General features: G+C 75.7%; 15 protein-coding genes. 8 read left to right on the top strand and 7 right to left on the bottom strand.

All coding sequences use genetic code 11. The features are described 5' to 3' along the window. The first annotated feature begins 30 nt into the window (after positions 1–30). The 4 genes from dapF to LY05_RS06840 all read left to right on the top strand — a co-directional run bounded on the left by dapF (position 31) and on the right by LY05_RS06840 (position 4,430). A complete protein-coding gene (gene dapF, locus LY05_RS06855; RefSeq protein ID WP_249041884.1) occupies positions 31–966 on the top strand; it encodes a diaminopimelate epimerase in 936 nt (311 codons plus the stop codon). Continuing rightward, a complete protein-coding gene (mtaB, locus tag LY05_RS06850; protein WP_083581092.1) occupies positions 963–2,312 on the top strand; it encodes a tRNA (N(6)-L-threonylcarbamoyladenosine(37)-C(2))-methylthiotransferase MtaB in 1,350 nt (449 codons plus the stop codon). The genes dapF and mtaB overlap by 4 nt, the downstream gene beginning before the upstream one ends. A 107-nt stretch (positions 2,313–2,419) precedes the next feature. Next, a complete protein-coding gene (ftsY, locus tag LY05_RS06845; RefSeq protein ID WP_072746020.1) occupies positions 2,420–3,511 on the top strand; it encodes a signal recognition particle-docking protein FtsY in 1,092 nt (363 codons plus the stop codon). Between the two features lie 10 nt (positions 3,512–3,521). Further along, positions 3,522–4,430, top strand: coding sequence for an EamA family transporter (locus tag LY05_RS06840; RefSeq protein WP_072746019.1), 909 nt, complete (start codon positions 3,522–3,524; stop codon positions 4,428–4,430). A gap of 180 nt (positions 4,431–4,610) precedes the next feature. On the opposite strand, the gene LY05_RS06835 is transcribed toward LY05_RS06840, so the two are convergent. From LY05_RS06835 to LY05_RS06815, 5 genes are all read right to left on the bottom strand, one after another. After that, positions 4,611–6,092, bottom strand: coding sequence for a right-handed parallel beta-helix repeat-containing protein (locus tag LY05_RS06835; protein WP_148922592.1), 1,482 nt, complete (start codon positions 6,090–6,092; stop codon positions 4,611–4,613). Between the two features lie 172 nt (positions 6,093–6,264). Continuing rightward, entirely contained in the window at positions 6,265–6,705 is a 441-nt protein-coding gene (aroQ, locus tag LY05_RS06830; RefSeq protein ID WP_148922591.1) for a type II 3-dehydroquinate dehydratase, read from the bottom strand. A 10-nt stretch (positions 6,706–6,715) separates the two neighbouring features. After that, a complete protein-coding gene (locus LY05_RS06825) occupies positions 6,716–7,516 on the bottom strand; it encodes an ABC transporter substrate-binding protein (protein ID WP_148922631.1) in 801 nt (266 codons plus the stop codon). A gap of 50 nt (positions 7,517–7,566) precedes the next feature. Next, positions 7,567–8,406 (bottom strand): ATP-binding cassette domain-containing protein, encoded by an 840-nt coding sequence (locus LY05_RS06820; RefSeq protein WP_170258870.1) that lies wholly within the window; start codon positions 8,404–8,406, stop codon positions 7,567–7,569. After that, positions 8,399–9,106, bottom strand: a complete 708-nt coding sequence (locus LY05_RS06815) for an ABC transporter permease (protein ID WP_072746016.1) — start codon at positions 9,104–9,106, stop codon at positions 8,399–8,401. The genes LY05_RS06820 and LY05_RS06815 overlap by 8 nt, the downstream gene beginning before the upstream one ends. Positions 9,107–9,780: 674 nt before the next feature. Here LY05_RS06815 and LY05_RS06810 point away from each other — a divergent pair. Continuing rightward, positions 9,781–10,434 (top strand): class II aldolase/adducin family protein, encoded by a 654-nt coding sequence (locus LY05_RS06810; RefSeq protein WP_148922590.1) that lies wholly within the window; start codon positions 9,781–9,783, stop codon positions 10,432–10,434. Positions 10,435–10,831: 397 nt separating this feature from the next. Here the strand turns inward: LY05_RS06810 and LY05_RS06805 are convergent, their stop codons facing one another. Together LY05_RS06805 and LY05_RS06800 are read right to left on the bottom strand one after the other, a co-directional pair. Continuing rightward, positions 10,832–11,398 (bottom strand): ActR/PrrA/RegA family redox response regulator transcription factor, encoded by a 567-nt coding sequence (locus LY05_RS06805; protein WP_072746015.1) that lies wholly within the window; start codon positions 11,396–11,398, stop codon positions 10,832–10,834. A gap of 115 nt (positions 11,399–11,513) precedes the next feature. Continuing rightward, on the bottom strand, positions 11,514–12,152 hold the full coding sequence (locus LY05_RS06800) for an SCO family protein (protein ID WP_072746014.1): 639 nt from the start codon (positions 12,150–12,152) through the stop codon (positions 11,514–11,516). An 804-nt stretch (positions 12,153–12,956) separates the two neighbouring features. Between LY05_RS06800 and regB the strand changes: the two genes are divergently transcribed. The 3 genes from regB to LY05_RS06785 all read left to right on the top strand — a co-directional run bounded on the left by regB (position 12,957) and on the right by LY05_RS06785 (position 17,526). Beyond that, entirely contained in the window at positions 12,957–14,438 is a 1,482-nt protein-coding gene (regB, locus tag LY05_RS06795; RefSeq protein WP_148922589.1) for a sensor histidine kinase RegB, read from the top strand. A 99-nt stretch (positions 14,439–14,537) separates the two neighbouring features. Beyond that, positions 14,538–16,895, top strand: a complete 2,358-nt coding sequence (locus tag LY05_RS06790; RefSeq protein ID WP_148922588.1) for a PAS-domain containing protein — start codon at positions 14,538–14,540, stop codon at positions 16,893–16,895. Between the two features lie 112 nt (positions 16,896–17,007). Continuing rightward, positions 17,008–17,526: a MarR family winged helix-turn-helix transcriptional regulator gene (locus LY05_RS06785; protein WP_211356285.1), complete on the top strand. Its 519-nt coding sequence runs from the start codon at positions 17,008–17,010 to the stop codon at positions 17,524–17,526. The last annotated feature ends 82 nt before the right edge of the window (positions 17,527–17,608 follow it).

The raw sequence follows: 17,608 nt of genomic DNA, 5'->3' as shown, positions 1-17,608 counted from the left end.
CGGGCGCGCGGTTGTATATGCTCGGCCATGATGAAGCCAGGGCTCGACCTTCGCCCCGTCCCGTTCCGCAAGATGCACGGGCTGGGCAACGACTTCGTGGTGATCGACGCGCGCGCGGGCGCCCCGCGCGTGACGCCGGCGCTTGCGCGCGCGCTGGGCGACCGGCATTTCGGCGTGGGCTTCGACCAGCTGGCCGAGATCCTGGACCCCGACCGCCCGGACGAGGCGGCGCGCGTCGTCTTCTGGAACCCCGACGGCGGGGTGGCGGGCGCGTGCGGCAACGCCACGCGCTGCGTCGCGCGGCTGCTGATGGAGGAAAGCGGCGCCGATGCGCTGATCCTGCGCTCGGAGCGCGGGCCGCTGGCCTGCCGCCGCCGTCCCGACGGGCTGATCGAGGTCGACATGGGCGCGCCCGTGCTCGACTGGACCGCGATCCCGCTGGCGCGGCCGGCCGACATCGACGCGCTGCCCATCGAGGGCGCGCCCTCGGCCGTGGGCATGGGCAACCCGCATTGCGTCTTCTTCGTCGACGACGCCGAGGCGGTCGCGCTCGAGCGTCTCGGCCCCGCCGTCGAGCGCCACCCGCTGTTTCCCGAACGCACGAATGTCGAGTTCGTCCAGGTCCTTTCGCCCGGCCGCATCCGCATGCGCGTGTGGGAGCGCGGGGCGGGCGTGACGCTGGCCTGCGGGTCGGGCGCCTGCGCGGCGGCGGTGGCGGCGGCGCGGCGCGGGCTGAGCGGCCGCCGGGTCGAGGTGCTGCTGGACGGCGGCGCGCTGCAGATCGACTGGCGCGACGAGGGCGTGGTCATGGCCGGCCCCGCCGCGCTGGTGTTCGAGGGGCGGCTGAGCCCGGAATTCCTGGCCGGCGCGCTTGGGGCCGGGGCGCCCGCCGGCGCGATTGGGGCCGAGGCGCCTTCCGGCGCGCTTGGGGCCGGGGCGCCTTCCGGCGCCGGGGGCGCGGCATGAGCGCCCCGCGCCCCGCGCCGCGCTCGGGCGCGGATCCGCTCGCCGCCCCGTCCGCGGCCGAAGGCGGCGCGCGCCCGCCCGCCCCTTCCGCGGCCCCGGTGTTCGAGACCTTCGGCTGCCGCCTCAACGCCTACGAGACCGAGGCGATGAAGAAGCTGGCCGCCGAGGCCGGGCTGCACGACGCGGTGGTGGTCAACACCTGCGCCGTCACCGCCGAAGCCGTGCGCCAGGCCCGCCAGCGCATCCGCAAGCTGCGGCGCGAGAATCCCGGCGCGCGGATCGTCGTCACCGGCTGCGCGGCGCAGACCGAGCCGCAGACCTTCGCCTCCATGCCCGAGGTGGACCTGGTGCTGGGCAACGCCGAGAAGATGGCCCCCGCCGCCTGGTCGCGGCTGAGCGCGCCGGATTTCGCGCCGCCCGAGGAAAAGATCCTGGTCGAGGACATCATGTCCGTGACCGAGACCGCCGGCCACCTGATCGACGGCTTCGGCACGCGCGCGCGCGCCTATGTCCAGATCCAGAACGGCTGCGACCACCGCTGCACCTTCTGCATCATCCCCTATGGGCGCGGCAATTCGCGCTCGGCGCCGGCGGGGCAGGTGGTCGAGCAGATCCGCCGCCTGGTCGATCAGGGCTACAACGAGGTGGTGCTGACGGGCGTCGACATGACCGGCTGGGGCGCCGATCTGCCCGGCCGCCCGCTGCTGGGCGAGCTGGTGCAGCGCATCCTGCGCCTCGTGCCCGACCTGCCGCGGCTGCGCATCTCGTCCATCGACTCGGTCGAGGCCGACCCGGCCCTGATCGAGGCCGCCGCTTCTGAGCCGCGCTTCATGCCGCATCTGCATCTGAGCCTGCAGGCGGGCGACGACATGATCCTCAAGCGCATGAAGCGCCGCCACCTGCGCGAGGACGCCATCCGCTTTTGCCAGACGCTGCGGCGCGCGCGCCCCGACATCGTCTTCGGCGCGGATCTGATCGCGGGCTTCCCGACCGAAACCGAGGCGATGTTCGAGAACTCGCTGCGCCTCGTGGACGAGTGCGGGCTGACCTGGCTGCATGTCTTTCCCTTCAGCCCGCGCAAGGGCACGCCGGCGGCGCGCATGCCCCAGCTGCCGCGCGCCGTGGTCAAGGAGCGCGCCGCGCGCCTGCGCGCCAAGGGCGAGGCGGCGCGCGACGCCTGGCTGGCGGCGCAGGTTGGGCGCGCGCACCGGGCGCTGGTCGAATCGCCCCGCATCGGGCGCGGCGAAAGCTTCGCCGAGATCCTGTTCCCCGAGGATCGCCCCGTCGGCGCCGTGGTCGAGGCGCGCATCGTCGGCGTGCGCGACGGGCGCCTTTTGGCAGCCTGAGCGGGGCGGGCCGGGCGCGCCCTTTTCTTGGCGCGGGGGGCGGGTTATGTGAAATCGCGCGCCGCCGGCGCCGGCCGCGGATCCACGGACCGCAGATCGGAGACCCCATGTCCTTCTTCAACAAGCTCAAGTCGCGCCTGTTCAAGTCGTCGTCCCGGATCGAGCAGGGGCTGGAGGCGATCGTCGAGGAGGGCGCCGCCCCCGAAGCCGAAGCCGGGACCGCCCCCGACGCCGCATCCCGGACCGCGCCCGACGCCGCATCCCGGACAGCGCCCGACAGCCCCCCCGCCGCGCCCGCGGCCGAGGCCGGCGCGAGCGCGCGCGGGGCGGGCGTTCTGGGCCGGCTGCTGGGCCGCGCCGCCGAGCCGCGCCGCGCGCTCGACGACGAGATGCTCGAGCAGCTCGAAGAGCTGCTGATCGCCTCGGACATGGGCGTCGAGACCTCGGCGCGGATCGTCGCGCGCATGGCCGAGGGCCGCTACGGCAAGCGCCTGACCGCCTCCGAGATCAAGCGCCTTCTGGCGGACGAGATCGCCCGCGTGCTCGAACCCGTCGCGCGTCCGCTGCGCCTGACGGGGGCGCGGCCGCAGGTGATCCTCGTGGTGGGGGTCAACGGCTCGGGCAAGACCACCACCATCGGCAAGCTGGCCAGCCAGTTCCGCCAGGCGGGCAAGTCGGTGATGATCGCGGCGGGCGACACCTTCCGCGCCGCCGCGGTCGAGCAGCTCCAGATCTGGGGCGAGCGCGCGGGCGTGCCGGTGCTGACCGCGCCCGAGGGCTCGGACCCCGCCTCGCTGGCCTTCGACGCGCTGGCCCGCGCCCAGGCCGAGGGCGTGGACCTCTTGATGATCGACACCGCCGGGCGGCTGCAGAACCGCGCCGACCTGATGGCCGAGCTCGAGAAGATCGTGCGCGTGCTGCGCAAGAGGGACCCCGACGCGCCCCACGATTCCCTGCTGGTGCTGGACGCGACGACGGGGCAGAACGCGCTGACCCAGGTCGAGATCTTCCGCGAGGTGGGCAAGGTCACCGGCCTGGTGATGACCAAGCTCGACGGCACGGCGCGCGGCGGCGTTCTGGTGGCGCTGGCCGACCGCTTCGGGCTGCCGATTCATGCGATCGGGGTGGGCGAGGGGATCGACGATCTTCAGCCCTTCGATCCCGACGAGTTCGCCCGCGCCCTGACCGGAGCGGAGTGACGCCGTCCCCATGCCGGCCGAGTGGATCCGCGCCATCGAGGGAACCGAGGCCGGCGCGCAGGCGGCGCTGGGGCTGGCGCTGCTGTCGGCGCTGGCGCATGCCGCCTTCGGCGCGCTGCAGAAGGGGCGGCACGATCCCTGGCTGACGCGCGGCGCGATCGACCTTTGCTACATGCTCATGGCGCTGCCGGCGGCGCTGTGGCTGGTTCCCCGGCCCACGCCCGGCCTGTGGGCGGCGCTGGGCGGCGCGTGGCTCATCCACACCGTCTACAAGCTGTTCCAGGCCATGGCCTATGCGCGCGGCGCCTACACGGTGGTCTATCCGGTGGCGCGCGGCGTCGGGCCGTTGGCGACGGCGGCGCTGGCGGGGGTCGTGTTTCACGAGTCCCTGCGCCCCGGGCAATGGGCCGGCGCGGCGGTGCTGTCGGGCGCGATCATGGCGCTGGCGGCGCTCAATCTGCGCCGGGCGGATGCGGCGGCGCGCGCCAGCATGGCGCCGGCGCTGGCGCTGGCGGCGCTGACGGGGCTGATGATCGCGGCCTACACGACCTATGACGCCTGGGGCGTGCGGCTGGCCGAAGATCCGTTCACCTTTCTGGCGTGGTTCTTCGTCATCGACGGCTGGGCGTTTCCCGCGCTGGCGCTGTGGCGGATGCGCCGGGGCGCCTGGCCGCCGCCGGCGCCGGGGCAGCTGGCGCTGCGCGCGCTGGCGGGGGCGGCGATCGCCTATGTCAGCTTCGGCGCGGTGATGCTGGCCACGCGGCTGGACAAGGTGGGCGAGGCGGCGGCGCTGCGCGAGACCTCGACGCTGTTCGCCGCGCTCATCGGCTGGCTGTTCCTGGGCGAGCGCGTGGGCCCTGCGCGCGCCGGGCTGATGGCGCTGATCGCTCTGGGCGCGGCGATGGTCGAGTTCGGCTGACCGCGCGCGAGGGGCGCGGGCGCCCGGGCCGGCCGCCGCGCGCCCCTCGCGCCCGCGCCGCGGTCCGGGCCCGGCGCGCACGCCGCCCGATCCGCCCCATGCCGCGCGGGCGGCAAAGGCGCCGCAAGGGGCCGAGCGCCCGCCCCGCGCCGCCTGCGCGGCCGGGGGCGCCTGCGCCCGCTAGCGCGCGGCGGCCGGTTCCGCCGACGGCGCTTGCGCCGCGACGTCTTGGCCGCGCACGATCACGCGCGCCGCCGGAAGCGGCGCAAGGCCGGGGGCGAGCTGCGCCGTGCCGAAATCGGGCCGGTGCAGCCACGGCGCAAGGCGGCGCATCATCAGATGCGCGTTTCCAAAGCCTCGCGCGCCCGGCGCATGGGCGTTGTCATGCACCGAGATCCTGTCCTCGGCGTCCTGGCCCAGCAGGAAATAGCTCCAGCGCGGCATGGCTCCGTCCCAGGTCACGTCCGGCAGCGGCGCGCCCAGCGCCTCGATCAGCAGGGCGGCGAGCGAGCCCTCTTCGACGCGCGGGGTCCCCGCGGGCGCGAACGCGTTATGATGCACATGCACCCGCGTGGGGAAGGCCGCGGCGGCCGAATCGTCGGCTTCGGGATGGGCCAGGATCAGGACGTTGGCGCCCCGGTTCTCGGCAAAGTCGTTCTCGAAGATCTCGACGTCGCGCACGCCGCCCAGAACCGCCAGCCCGGCGCCGGCCGGCGTCGGGGCGAGGGTCGGATCGGCGGCCGAGGCGGGGCGCCCGGCCGCGCCGGAAGCGCGGATGCGGTTGCGCAGCACGCGCGTGCGCCCCGCCCGCGGTCCCGCATCCCCGGCCCCCTCCGACGCGGCGCCGTCGGGTTCCTCGCCGTCCCCCGCGGCCGTTTCCGACCCGGCGCCTTGCGGTCCGGCGGCGTCGGGGCGCGCGGCGATCGCGATGCCGATCCGGTTTTCCGACAGCGCGTTGTCGACCACGTCCACCGCGCTCGAATCGAGCAGCGCAACCCCCGTCTGCGCGCCACGGATGCGGCTGCCGCGCAGCAGAACGTTGCGCGCGCGATCGATGCGGACGCCCGCACGCCACGGCCCTTCGACCGCGACGCCGTCGATGAGCGCGTTGCCGGCACGCTCGAGCACGATCCCGTCGGCCGGCGCGCCGCCCGCGCCGCGCGCGACGCGGATGCCGATGAGCGCGACGCCGTTCGCGCCGCGCACCCTCAGGGCGGCGGGCGCGGCGTCCTCGATGGCGAAGCCGCGCAGGATCGCGTCGTCGCCGCTCACCAGCAGCCCCGCCTCGCCCGCCTCCCGGCCCTCGAAGGACAGGATGGTGGCCCCGGCCCCCGCGCCTTCCAGCGTCGCGCCGTCGGCGCCCAGCGACAGGCCCCGCCCGAGCGCATAGCGCCCGGCCTCGAGCATGACCACGTCGCCGGGCCGCGCCGCCTCGAGCGCCGCCTGCAAGCGCTCCTCGGCCTGGGGGCCGGCGGGCACGCGCAGCTCGGCCCCGGTCGCGGCCAGGGCGGGCAGCGCGGCGAGGGCGGCGGCCGCGGCGCGCAGCGCGGCGGCGGCGCCGCGGCGGCGGATGCCGGGCGGGCGGGGCGCCGGGCGGCGCCGGGCGGGCGGTTCTGGCGGGGCGGCGCGGTCGGGCGGGGCGGTGGGCGGGGCGGCGGGCATGGCGGGCTCCGGTGCGGTCTGGACGGGCGCCGGGCGCGGCGCTGGGGGCCGGGCGGCGATCGGGCCGCGAGCGGGGCCGGCGCGGGGGCCGAGGCCGGGGCTGCGTCCGGCGCCGCGCGCGGCCCGGCTCCGATCAGGGCGCGCCCGCACCGCCGCTGTCAAGCCCGCCGGATCAGCCGCGCAACAGCGCGGCGACGCGCTCGAGCGCCAGCTCGTAGCCCTGCGCGCCGCATCCCGCGATCACCGCATCCGCGCGCAGCGAGACGTAGGAGCGGTGGCGGAACGGCTCGCGCTTGTGGATGTTGGACAGGTGCACCTCGACGACCGGGCCCTCGAAGGTCTCGAGCGCGTCGAGGATGGCGATCGAGGTGTGGGTGTAGGCCGCGGGGTTGATGACGATGGCCTGCGCCGTCTCGCGCGCGGCGTGGATGCGGTCGATCAGCTCGTGCTCGGCGTTCGACTGGGCGAAGTCGAGCGCAAGACCCAGCGCCTGGGCGCGCTCGCGGCAGGCGGCCTCGATGTCGGCCAGGGTCTGCGCGCCGTAGATCTCGGGTCGGCGGCGGCCCAGAAGGTTCAGGTTCGGGCCGTTGAGCACCAGAACGCGGGGGGTCATGCGGGGTTCCTCATCGGGTTTTCTCCTGCGGCTCGGCGGGGCGGAACAGCTGCGCGCCATGCACGCGCGCGCCGGCGATGGCCGCGCGCCCCTCGGCCGACAGCAGCCAGTCGATGAAGGCCTGTCCGGCCTTGGCGTTCACGTTCGGGCAGCGGGCGGGATTGACCAGGATGACGCCGTAATGGTTGAGCAGCCGCGGGTCGCCCTCGACCATGATCCGCAGATCGGCCTTGTTGGCGAAGGCCAGCCATGTGGCGCGGTCGGTCAGCGCATAGGCGCCCATGCCCGCGGCGGCGTTGAGCGTCGCGCCCATGCCCGCCCCCAGCTCGCGCAGCCAGCGGTCGGTCGCCGGGTCGGGGTCGAGCCCGGCCGCGCGCCAGAGCCGACGCTCGGCCTTGTGCGTGCCGCTGTCGTCCCCGCGCGAGGCGAAGGGCGCGCCGGCGGCCGCGATGCGGGCCATGGCGGCGGCCGCGTCGCGCATGCCGGCGATGCCCGCGGGGTCGGCGGCCGGCCCGACGATGACGAAGTCGTTGCTCATGAGCGGATGGCGCCGCACGCCAAGACCCTTGGCGACGAAATCCGCCTCGGCCCTGGGCGCATGAACCAGCACCACGTCGCCGTCGCAATTGGCCGCGTTGCGCAGCGCCTGCCCGGTGCCCACGGCCACGACCTTGACCTTGATCCCGGTGCGGGCCTCGAACTGCGGCAGGACCTGATCGAAGAAGCCCGAATTGGCGGTCGAGGTCGTCGATTGCACGATGATCTCGTCCTGCTCGGCGGCGGCCGCGGCGCCGGGCAGAGCCGCGGCCATGGCCGCCAGCGCCCCGAGCAGGGCGGCGCGAAGGGTCGGGGTGCGGGCGTTCACAGCAAGAGCCTGCCTTCCAGATAGGCCCGCCCCTCGGGCGAGGCGGGGCGGGCGAAGAATTCGCGCGCGGGGGTGCGTTCGGTCAGGCGTCCGTTATGCAGGAACGCGACCTCGTCGGCAACGCGCCGGGCCTGGCCGGCGTCATGCGTGACCACGAGCGCCGTGACCCCCTGGGCGCAGACCTCGCGGAGCAGCGCCTCGACCTGGGCGGTCGCGCGCGGGTCCAGATTGGCCGTCGGCTCGTCCAGCAGGAGCAGCGCCGGCGCGCAGGCCAGCGCGCGCGCCAGCGCCAGGCGCTGCTGCTCGCCGCCCGACAGCGCGCGGGCGGGGGCGTCGGCGCGATGCGTCAGACCCGCCTGCGCCAGCAGCGCCATGGCCCGGGCGCGCCTTGCGCGGCGCGGCGCGCCCGCCAGCGCCAGCGCATGGGTCACGTTGCCCAGCGTCGAGCGGCGCAGCAGCGCCGGGCGCTGGAACACCACCCCCACCGCCCCGCGCGGGGGCGTGGGACGTCCGGCCCATGTCGCCGCGCCCTCGTCCGGTGCGATGAGGCCGGCCAGAAGGCGCAGCGTCAGGCTCTTGCCCGCCCCGTTCGGCCCCATCAGCGCCAGCACGCCGCCCGGATCGAGCCGCAGCGTCAGCGCATCGACCGCCGCGCGTCCGCCGCGCCGCACGCTGACGCGATCGAGGCGCACCGGCCAGGGGTCGCGCGCGGCTGCGGCGCGGGTCGGCTCGGCGGGCCGGTCGGCGGCGCGGGCGCCGGCGGGGCGCCCGCAGGCGGGGCCGGACAGCGGGGCGGCCGCTTGCTCGGCCGCGGGCCTGGACGCGGGCTCAGACATGGGCGGCCCGCTCGGCGCGCGCGCGCAGCGCCATGGCCGCCAGGTTCACCGCCGCCGAGATCCCCAGCAGGATCATCCCCAGCCCCAGCGCCAGCGCCAGTTCGCCGCGCGCGGTCTCGAGCGCGATGGCCGTGGTCATCACCCGCGTCGCATGCGCGATGTTGCCGCCCACGATCATCACCGCCCCGACCTCGGCCGCCGCGCGTCCGAAGCCGGCCAGCGCCGCCGTGGTCAGCGCGAAGCGCCCGTCATGCAGCAGCGTCAGCGCCGTCGCCCAGCGTCCGGCGCCCAGGGCGCGCAGCGTTTCGTCATGCTCGGCATGCAGGTCGGCGATGGTCTGGCGCGTCAGCGCCGCCACCAGCGGCAGCGTCAGGATCGTCTGGGCGATGATCATCGCCGCGGGGGTGTAGAGCAGCCCCAGCGCCCCCAGCGGCCCCGAGCGCGACAGCAGCAGATAGGTCGCCAGCCCCACCACCACCGGCGGCAGCCCCATCAGCGCGTTGAGCAGCGCCGCCGCCGCCCCGCGTCCGGGAAAGCGCGCAATGGCCAAGAGCGCGCCCAGCGGCATGCCGACGAGGCACGAGATGGCCACCGCCGTCAGCGTGACGCGCAGCGACAGGCCGACGATCTCGGCCAGCTCGGGATCGCCCGAGGCCAGCAGCGCGAAGGCCGCGCCGAAAGCGTCCGTGAACTCCTGCATCCGGGTCCGTTTCCTCGGCGGTTTCGCCGCGCCCAGACTTCGCGCGGATCGCCGCGCCGCGCAAGGGGGCGGGCTTTCACCAGCCGGAAGGCGGGGCGCCGGGCCGCGCGCAAGGGCGACCACGCGGCGAGGCGCCGGCGCCCCCGTCCGGCCGTCCCTCGGGGTCGCGCCCGAACATCCCGCCAACGGCGCGCCTGACGCGCCGCGCGGGCTCGGTAAGATGGGGCGAATCGCAAGCCGTGCCAGCGCCGCACGCAGCGCCCTCCGCTCGCCGCGCGCGGGCGCGTCCGGCTAGGGTGATCGCAAGCCCCGTCGCATGGGCGGGGCTCGCGGCCGCGGCGGGTCGTTCGACGCTCCCCCTCGAAGCTTGGCCGAGCGGGCGCGACGCGATCGCCGCGCCGTCGGCGATCGCGGCGGCGCGACGGCCCCCGCCGCGCGGCGTCGCGTCGCCCGTTGCGGGCGCCCGCGCCGCCCCGCCCGGACCTGCGCCCGTCCTGCTGGCGCGCCGGCGCCGCATCGCGCCGCCGTCCCGTCGTTCCATCGCGCGGCGCAAGGGCGGACGGGCGGATGCGCGCCGCCCTTGCGCCTTGCGCGGGCTTGAGGCGCGCGCGCCGAACGGGCACATCTGTTCGGCCGCCCGCGGATCGGCCGGGGCATGACGCACGGAGCAGAGCTTGACCGACGAAGAAAGACGGCTGCGCGAAGAGATCATCGCCATGTGCCTGCGCTTCGAGGCGTCGGGCCTCAATCAGGGCACGTCGGGCAACGTCTCGGCGCGTTTCGAGGGGCGGATGATCGTCACCCCCTCGGCCACCCCCTACGCCGCCATGACCGCCGAGAGCCTGGCCTCGACCGCCCTCGAGGGGCCGCCCGCCTGGCAAGGGCCGCTGCCGCCCTCGAGCGAGTGGCGCATCCATCGCGACATTCTGCGCGCGCGCCCCGAGATCGGCGCCGTGGCGCATCTGCACCCGACCTACGCCACGGCCTTCGCCATGTGCCGCATGGCGATCCCGGCCGCGCACTACATGGTCGCGGCCTTCGGCGGAGACGACGTGCGCTGCGCCGGCTACGCGGTATTCGGGGGCGAGGCGCTGTCGCAAGCGGCGCTGCGCGCGCTCGAGGGACGCACGGCCTGCCTTCTGGCCAATCACGGCGTGATCGTGCTGGGCGAGACGCTGGCCAAGGCCGAATGGCGCGCGGTCGAGCTCGAGACGCTTGCGCGCCAGACCTGGGCGGCGATGCAGATCGGAACGCCCGCGGTGCTGAGCGCGGCGCAGATGGCCGAGGTGCGCGCGCGATTCGCCGGCTACGGCCTGCGCGAAGACTGACGCCCCCTTCGGCCCCGCCGCCGCCTGACGGCGCGAGGCGCGGCTTGGCGGCCGTGACGGCCTGGCCCGGCGCCGGCCGCGCCTTGCGCCGGCCAAGCGGCCGCCCTCGGCGCCGCGGCCGGACGCTCGGCCCGATCCGGGCGGCGGCGCAGCCCCCGGCCGGGCCGGGCCAGGATCCGGGGCGCAAATCGGGAGCGCAGCCCGGCGGGCGCATCATGGTGGGCGGATCTTGCCGGGCGGGCGGCGGCGCGGCGCGGCGCGCGGGCGGGCGCGCGCCCGGTCATGCCACGCTCAAGCGCCCCGGCGCGCGCGGCTTGAGCCGACCGCCGCCCATTCGCGGGCGGATCCGGGCGCCGATCCCGGACCTGCGCGGGGCGCGAGGGGCGCGCCGCCGCCTTCAGCGCGGCGAGCGCTTGGCCAGGATGCGCTGCAGCGTGCGCCGGTGCATGTTCAGCCGCCGCGCGGTTTCCGAGACGTTGCGGTCGCACAGCTCGAAGACGCGCTGGATGTGCTCCCAGCGCACGCGGTCGGCCGACATGGGATTCTCGGGCGGCGCGGGCTTGGCGTTCGGCTCGGCCATCAGCGCCGCCTCGATGTCGTCGGCGTCGGCGGGCTTGGACAGGTAGTCGGTGGCGCCGATCTTCACCGCCGCCACCGCCGTCGCGATGGCGCCGTAGCCGGTCAGGACGATGATTCGGCTGTCGGGCCGGGCGGCGCGCAGGGCCTCGACCACGTCAAGGCCGTTGCCGTCCTCGAGCCGCAGATCGACCACGGCGAAGGCGGGCGGCGCGGCGCGCACGATCTCCAGCCCCTCGGCCACGCTCTCGGCCATCACGGGAACGAAGCCGCGCCGCTCCATCGCCCGCGCCAGCCGGCGGCGGAAGGCTTCGTCATCGTCCAGCACCAGCAGGCTGCGGTCCTCGCCGGGCGCTTTGCCCGAGGCATCGGCCGTCGCTTCGCTCATCGCGCTCTCCGCCATTTGATATTACGCGTTGCGAATGGGTTTTAAGGCCTCGCGCGCGCAAGTCAAACGCCGGGGCGGGATCTTGCGCGGCCCAAGCCCCGCCCGGGCGAGGGGATCAGCCGCCCGCGCCGGGCAGGCGCTCGGCGAAGCAGGCGACGGCGTCGGCGATCTGCTCGGGGGTCGCGTCGCGGCGGAACACGTCCAGAAAGCCCACGCCGGGCGCCATCAGATAGGTGAAGGTCGAGTGATCCATGAGGTAGTCCTCGGGATCGTCGCCCGCCCGCGCGGCATAGACGCGGTAGGCCTTGCGCGCGGCGTCGATCTGCTCGGGCGACCCGGTCAGGCCGATCATGCGCGGATGGATGTTGGCGGCGAAGGCGCCGACGGTCTCGGGATCGTCGCGCTGGGGATCGATGGTGATGAAGACCAGCTTCGCGTCCACGCCCCGCTCGGCGAGGATGTCGAGCGCGTCGGCGTTGCGCACCGTGTCCACGGGGCACACGTCGGGGCAGTAGGTGTAGCCGAAATAGATCAGCGTCGGCCGGTCGATGATCTGGGCGTCGGTGACGGTGCGGCCGTGCGAATCGATCAGCTCGAACGGACCGCCGATGGCGGCGCCGCCGGCGGCGACCCGCGTGGTTCGGCACTGGGCGAAGGGATCGTCGCCGCGCGAGCCGAAGGCGAACCACGCGCCCGCGCCCAGCCCCAGCGCGACGGCGGCGGCGGCGATGATGGCGGCGTGGCGGCGGGACATGGCGGAACTCCTGAACTTTCCTGCGCGCCCGCGGGCTGCGCGGGCCTTGCGCCGCAGATATGGCGCCCGCGCGCCCGCCGCGCCAGCCCCCGCGACCCTCGGCCGCGACCCCGCGCCGCGCCGCCGACTCGAAGCGCCGTCGGCGCGAAGCTTGGCGAGGGCGCCCGCGGCGGCTGCGGGGCGGGCCCATGGGCGCCGCGATCTGGCAGGGCCGGGCGCCGACGTCGCTTCCCGTCCTCCGGCGCGCAGGCGCCGAGCGCGCGGCGCCGGGCAGGAGCGCGATTGGCCGGATGCGAGGGCGCGCCCGAGGGCCCGAATCGGGCATGGCGCGGGCGCATGGGCCGCCGCACGCGGCGGCGGGCGCTCGGACCGCCGATCGAGGCGCGGCGAATGCGGGGCGCATGGCTCATGCGCGCGGGCTCTCCGCGTCGGGCCGGCGGACCGGCTCGTTCTCGCGCGTGCAAGGCCCCTGCGCAGGGGCTGTTCGCAACCCGCAACGGCGCAACAGCGCAAGTCCTCGCCCCATGGCTTGCGCGCGGGCTCGTGCGGACGATCCGCCCGGCGCCCGCTCCATCGGCGCCGTCCGCGCGGGGAAAGCCCCGCTGCCGGCGAATGCGGCCGCCTCGAACTCGCGGCCGCGCCCTGTCCCACGACATGGCGCAGGGGGCGGCGGTCAAGCCTGCCCGCGCGGCCCGGGCGCGCCGACGGCGCGTCGCGCGGCGCTGGCCGAAGCGGCGGGTTTCGCGCGGCGCCGGTCGGGCGGTTCGTCTTTCGCGCCCGGCGCCGCGATGCTAAGTCAACGGGATGCATGCCGAACCCTCCTCCGCCGCATCGGCCGCCCCGGCCGCCGCGCCAGCCGACGCTCCGAGCGACGGCGGCGGCCTTCTGGCCCTTGCGGCCGCGCGCGGCGACTGGGTGCGGCTGCGCACGCTCGTCGCCCTGCGCTGGATGGCGGCTCTGGGGCAGGCGGCGGCGGTCCTGGTCGCCGATCTCTGGCTTGGGGTGCAGCTGCCGATCGGCGCCTGCGCGGCGCTGATCGCGGCCTCGGCCTGCGTCAACATCGTCGCGCAGGCGGTGCACCCGCGCAACAAGCGCCTGACCGAGCGCGAGACGCTGCTGTTCCTGCTGTTCGACCTGGCGCAGCTGGGCGCGCTGCTGATGCTGACCGGGGGGCTGAGCAATCCGTTCGCGGTGCTGATCCTCGCGCCGGTGGTGATCTCGGCCACCGCGCTGACGCTGGCCTCGACGATTCTGCTGGGCGCCTTCGCGGCGGGGCTGGTCACGCTGCTGGCGCTGGGGGCGCGGCCGCTGCGCCTGGCCGACGGCGCGACGCTGCAGTCGCCGCCGCTGATCGTCGCCGGCTCGTGGGTCGCGCTGATCGTGGCGATGGCGTTCCTGGCCGCCTATGCGCGCCGCGTCACGGCCGAGAACTTCGCCATGTCCCTGGCGCTGAGCGCAACGCAGGAGGCCCTCTCGCGCGAGCAGCGCCTGACCGCCATCGGCGGCCTCGCCGCCGCCGCCGCGCACGAGCTGGGAACCCCGCTGGCGACCATCAAGCTTGCCGCCAGCGAGCTTGCGCGCGAGCTCGACGACCGCCCCGATCTGCGCGAGGACGCCGAGCTGATCCGCGATCAGGCCGAGCGCTGCCGTCAGATCCTGCGCGAGCTGGCCCGCGGCGGCAAGGACGACACCCACATCCGTTCGGCCCCCGTCTCGGCCGTGATCGAAGAGGCCGCCGCCCCGCATGCCGATCGCGGCAAGCGGCTGGTCCTGCGCCTGCGCGGCCGCCCCGCCGGCCAGGGGCAGGACCCCGCGCAGCCGCTGGTGCGCCGCCGCCCCGAACTGATCCACGGCTTGCGCAACCTTGTGCAGAACGCGGTGGATTTCGCCGCCTCGACGGTCTGGATCGACGTCGACTGGGACGAAGAGACCCTGCGCATCGCCGTGGGCGACGACGGGCCGGGCTATGGCCCCGAGCTGCTGGGGCGGCTGGGCGATCCCTATGTGCGGCGGCGCGCCAGGCCCGCGGCGGCGCCGGCCGGGCGCGCGGGATACGAGGGCATGGGGCTGGGGCTGTTCATCGCCAAGACGCTGCTCGAGCGCACGGGCGCGCGCATCCATTTCGCCGACGCCGCAGACGCCGAAGCGCGCGCCCAGGCCCCGGCCGATCCCGAGCGCGGGCGCCCGACGGGCGCGGTGGTCACGGCGACCTGGCGGCGCGCGGCGCTCGAGGCGGCGCGCGGCCGCGCCGAGGACAATCCGCGTTTCGGCTTAAACAATATTTAACCACGATCAACATTCCTGTAGGTTGAGTGAACGTCGCCGCCCCGCCGCGGACGAGCAGAAGGAGGCGCGCATGCGCGCGGCCAGACGGTCGGACTTGTCATGATCTCGTCGTTCCCGAGCGAGGCCTTCGCCGCGCCCTGGCCCTGGGCGCTGGCAGCCGCGGCGGCGGCCGCGAGCCTGCTTGTCGCCCTCGGGCGCGCGCGAAGGGTCCGGCGAAGGGTTCCGCCGGCGCTGGCGAAGGCCGCGGCCGAAGGCGCCGCGACGTTTCGCCTGCGCGACGGCCGGGCGCGGGCGCTCGACGCGGCGGCGCGGGCGCGGCTGGGCTGGCGCGGGCGGCTGGGCCTGCGGCGGTCGGCGCCGGCGCGGGCGCTGTTCGCCGGGCTCTCGCCCGCCGATCCCGAGAACGCCCGCCCGCTCGAACGGGCGCTGGACGCGCTCGAGGAGGGCGGAGTCGCCTTCCGGCAGATGCTTCAGGACGAGGCCGGGCGCCTGTGGGAGCTGGCCGGGCTGACGGCCGGGGCGGGGGCCTATCTGACCCTGCGCGGCGCCGAGGGCGCGGCGCGCGAGCTGATCGCGCTGCGGCGCGAGGCGCGCGCCCTGCGCGAAGAGCGCGACCGCCTTGCCGCGATCATCGACGGCGCGCCGATCCTGATGTGGCGGCGCGACGCCGAGGGGCGGCTGATCTGGGCCAATGCGCCCTATCGCGCGCTTGCCGGGGCGCAGGACGGGACTCAGGACGGGGCGAAAGACGGGGCGCAGGTCGGGGCGCTGCGCGAGCTGCGCAGCGGCGATCCGCGCGCCGAGGGGCAGGGCGCCTTCCGCGCCGAGGGCCGGCGCAGCGCCTTCGAGCCCGCCACCGGGCGCCGGCGCTGGTTCGACGTGCGGCTGGCGCCGCAGCCCGACGGGTCCGAGCTGGGCTACGGCATCGACGCGGCGCCGATCGTGGACGCCGAAGCCTCGTTGCGCCGCTTCGTCGAGACGCTGACCGGCGCCTTCGCGAACCTTTCCGTGGGGCTTGCGATCTTCGACGCCGAGCGCCGGCTGGGGCTGTTCAACCCCGCCTTCGCCGATCTGATGGGGCTCGATCCCGCCTGGCTCGCCTCGCGCCCCGGCCTGTCCGACGTGCTGGTCCGCCTGCGCGAAAGCCGCGCGCTGCCCGACCAGGCCGATTTCGCCTCGTGGCGGCGCGAGCTCATGTCGCTGTTCGACGACCCCGCCGCCGCCGACTATGCCGAGATGTGGAACCTGCCCGGCGAGCGCGCGATCCGCGTGGTCGCCCGCCCGCATCCGCAGGGCGCGGTCGCCTTCCTGTTCGAGGACGTGACCGAGACCGCACGGCTCGAGCGCAAGTATCTGACCGAAGTCAAGCGCCGCCGCGCGACGATGGACCGCCTGGACGAGGCCGTGGCCGCCTTCGGTCCGAGCGGCGCGGCGCAGTTCGCCAATCCGGCCTTCGCCCGCGTCTGGGGCTTCCGCCCGGGCGACGAGGGCGCCCCCGCGCGGCTGTCGGACGTGGTCGCGCGCTGCCGCGAGCTTTCGCGCCCGCCGACCGACGGCGCGCCCGATCCGTGGGATCGTCTGCTCGAGATGATGGCGCGCGAGGACAGCCGCACCGCGTGGGCCCAGCGCATCGACCTGAAGGACGGGCGCGCGCTGCAGGCGCGCTTCGCGCCCCTTCCCGACGGATCGATCCTGACGGCCTTCACCGACATCACCGCCGCCGAGCGCGTCGCCGCCGCGCTGCGCGAGCGCAACGAGGCGCTCGAGGCCGCCGACGAGGTGCGCTCGGCGCTGATCTCGCAGCTGTCCGAGCGCCTGCGCCGGCCGCTCGGGGCCATCATCGGCGCCAGCCGCCTGCTGCTGGACGACGCGCAGGCGGCGCGGGGGCTCGACCAGCGCACCATCGGCTGCGTCAACGCGGTGGTGCGCGCCGCGGCCGAGGTCGAGGCCGTGATCCTTGGCGCGGGCGACATGGCCCCCGACATCTCGGGCGAGGCGGCGCAGGCCGAGCTGGGCGCGCGCCGCTGGGGGCCGGCCTTCGCCGCCCTGGTCGCGCGCGCCGAGCGCGCCGCCGCCGCGCGCGGGGTCAGGCTGGACGCCGAGGCGGCCGAGCCCGCGGCGGCCGCGGTGATCGGCGCCTCGGCGCGCTCGCGCCGCATCGTGATGAGCCTGGCCACCGCCGCCATCCAGAACACGGCCCCGGGCGGCGCGGTTCGCCTTGGCTGCGTCGTGACGCAGGACGGCGTCCGCGCCTGGACCGAAGAGCCCGCTTCGGGCGGGGGCGAAGATCGCGGCCTTGCGCACGAGCTCGCCTCGCGTCTGGCCGAAAGCTGCGGCGCGCGCATCGACGTCTCGACCGATGACGGGCGCACGCGCGTCTGCTGCGCGCTGCCGCGCGCCGAAATCGTCTCGCTGCCCTCGGGCGGCCGCCCCGAAGCGCCCGCCGACTCGGGCTGAGCGGCCGCGCCGAGCGGCGGCCTGGGGGGCGTCCCGCCTTCGCGCCGGTTAACCGCATGGCAACCTCGAACGCCGATGCTGCGAGACAAGGATGGCATCGAGGAGGCGACGCATGGGCTTTCCATCACGAGCCGCGCGCGCCGCGCCGGCGGCGCAGGCGGGGACCGGATCAGAGCACGGTCTGCGCTACATCGAACTTCTGGCGATGGTCGAGCGGCTCCATCGCCTGCTGCTGGACGTGGTCAAGGACGAATTCGAACGGCTGGGGCGCATCGACATCAACCCGGTCCAGGCGCTGCTGCTGTTCAACATCGGCGACGACGAGGTGACGGCGGGCGAGCTCAAGACGCGCGGCTACTATCAGGGGTCGAACGTCTCCTACAATCTCAAGAAGCTGGTCGAGGGCGGCTACCTGCATCACGAGCGCAGCCCCGTGGACAGGCGCTCGGTCCGCATCCGCCTGACGGCGAAGGGGCGGCAGGTGCGCGACGTGGTCGCCGAGCTGTTCGCCCGCCATTCGGCCGAGCTTCTGCAGGACGCCGAGCTGGGGGTCGATTCGCTGGGGCAGGTCGTGGCCGGGATGCGGCGGCTGGAGCGCTACTGGTCGGACCAGATCCGCTACATCTACTGAGACGGCGCCGGGCGCGATCGGGTTTGCGACAAGTTTTACCCGCCTCGCGCCCCGGCTTTGCTGCCCGAATCGCCTCGCTCGG

The organism is Oceanicella actignis (assembly GCF_008124525.1).
Classification (GTDB): Bacteria; Pseudomonadota; Alphaproteobacteria; order Rhodobacterales; family Rhodobacteraceae; genus Oceanicella; species Oceanicella actignis.
Note: the sequence above shows the minus strand (reverse complement) of the source record. Positions and strands in the feature narration are given on the sequence as shown.